This is a genomic window from Bordetella petrii, from assembly GCF_020991325.1.
Classification (GTDB): domain Bacteria; phylum Pseudomonadota; class Gammaproteobacteria; order Burkholderiales; family Burkholderiaceae_B; genus Bordetella_A; species Bordetella_A petrii_E.
The window spans coordinates 1-2038 of the sequence record NZ_JAJMLX010000460.1; the positions used below are offsets into that span (position 1 = coordinate 1).

Consider the following 2038-nt stretch of genomic DNA (forward strand, 5'->3'; position numbering starts at 1 on the left):
CCTGCCCCGGCGCGGTGGCGGCGCGCGATCGCGCCGTGGTGGCGCTGGTGGGCATCCGCCGCGCCTTGTTCCCGCAAGCCCCTGACTATCAAGCCGGCGTCCTGCCGCCGGCCCACGCATCATGATCGGCGAGTTCAATTTCTACGGCATTTATTTCCCCTGGCTGCTGGTGCTGGGGCTGGCCACGCTGGGAGTGGCCTGGGCCGTGCGCCGCCTGTTGGCGCGCGCGGGTTTCTATCGGCTGGTCTGGCATCCCGCCCTGTTCGATGCCGCGCTGTACGTCGTGCTGCTGTACGGCGTGTACCTGATTTCACCTTACGTATTGAAGTAGCACCATGAACATCCTGAAAACGCTGCGCCGCCCCATCGTGGGCAAGTTTGTCGTGACGGCGCTGACCGTCTGCGCGGCGGTCTTTGCCGGCTGGCAGTTATGGACGCATTACGAACTGGAGCCCTGGACGCGCGACGGGCGCGTCAAGGCCTACGTCGTGCAAGTGGCGCCCGATGTGTCCGGTCTGGTGACAGCCGTGCCCGTGCACGACAACCAGGACGTCAAGGCGGGCGACGTCCTGTTCGAGATCGATCGCGCCCGCTTCCAGCTGGCCTACGACCAGGCCCAGGCCGCGGTGCATGCCCGGCAAGTAGCGCGCGACCAGGCCGCGCGCGATGCACGCCGCAACCGCTCACTGGGCAAACTGGTATCGGCGGAAGTCCTGGAACAAAGCCAGGCCCGCCTGCAACAGGCGGACGCCGCGCTGGCCGAGGCGCAGGTGCAGCGCGACACCGCCAGGCTGAACCTGGCGCGCAGCCGCGTGGTGGCGCCCACCGACGGACGCGTCACCAACCTGGACCTGCGCGTGGGTTCTTACGCCACCGCGGCTCACGGGGTCATGGCGCTGGTGGACGGCGGCTCGTTCTACGTGGAAGGCTATTTCGAAGAAACCAAGCTGGTGCACATCCACGAAGGAGACGCCGTAACCGTGACGCTGATGGGCGATTCGCGCCGGATCCGCGGCCACGTGGAAAGCATCGCCATGGGCATCGCCGACCGCGACCGCAGCGTCGGCGCCAACCTGCTGCCCAACGTCAACCCCACGTTCAACTGGGTGCGCCTGGCCCAGCGCATTCCGGTGCGCGTGCAGATCGACCAAGTGCCCGAAGGCGTGCGCCTGGTGGCGGGCCAGACGGCCACGGTAGAGGTCCACGCATCATGACCGCCCGCCCATTTGCCATCGTGTCGCTGGTGCTGGCGCTGGCCGGGTGCGCAGCCGTCGGCCCCGATTATCAGGTACCTGAAAACGCGGCCGTCAACCGGCCCGCGGCCTCGGCCGCATTCCTGCAGGCGCGCGAAGCCGCCTACCGGCAGGACGCCGTGCCCGGCACCTGGTGGCGGCTGTACCAGGACCCCACCCTGGACAGCCTGATCGGCCAGGCATTGCAGGCCAATACCGACCTGCGCATCGCCGCGGCCAACCTGCAGCGCGCCCAGGCCGTCACGCGCGAGGCGCGCGGGCAGCAGCAGCCCACGCTGGGCGTAGAGGCGTCGCCCGCGTTCGGCCATGCATCGGGGGTACAGGCCGGGACGCCCGACACCCGCCCCATGGATCGCTGGTCGTATTCCAGCGGCATCAGCGTGGCGTACCAGCTGGATCTGTTCGGCCAGATCCGCCGCGGCATCGAAGCCGCCGTGGGCGATGAACAGGCCGCCCAAGCCGCCTACGATGCCACGCGCGTGACGGTGGCCGCCGAAACCGCGCGGGCCTACGCCGATATCTGCGCGGCCGGCATGCAACTGGCGTCGGCGCGCCGCTCCGTGGACGTGCAGCGCGATTCGTTCGATGCAGTACAGCGCCTGCAGCAGGCGGGCCGTGGCACGGCGCTGGACGTCAGCCGCGCGCGCAGCCAGCTGGAACAACTGCAGGCCGAACTGCCCCCCTTACAGGCCAGCCAGCACACCGCCCTGTACCGTCTGGCCGCCCTCACCGGCCGCGCGCCCGCCGAAATGCCCGCCACGCTGCTGGCCTGCGCCCGACCGCCC

General features: G+C 69.6%; 3 protein-coding genes. All 3 read left to right on the top strand.

Annotated elements, in window-relative coordinates; translation table 11 throughout:
• Nucleotides 1–121 precede the first annotated feature (121 nt).
• Entirely contained in the window at nt 122–331 is a 210-nt protein-coding gene (locus LPZ50_RS24535; protein ID WP_218371696.1) for a DUF1656 domain-containing protein, read from the top strand.
• A 4-nt stretch (nt 332–335) separates the two neighbouring features.
• Complete coding sequence (locus LPZ50_RS24540) at nt 336–1214, top strand: HlyD family secretion protein (protein WP_230665445.1); 879 nt, start codon at nt 336–338, stop codon at nt 1212–1214.
• Nucleotides 1211–2038 (top strand): TolC family protein (locus LPZ50_RS24545; RefSeq protein ID WP_230665446.1); only part of this gene is annotated, 828 nt, incomplete at its 3' end. The genes LPZ50_RS24540 and LPZ50_RS24545, both read left to right, overlap by 4 nt.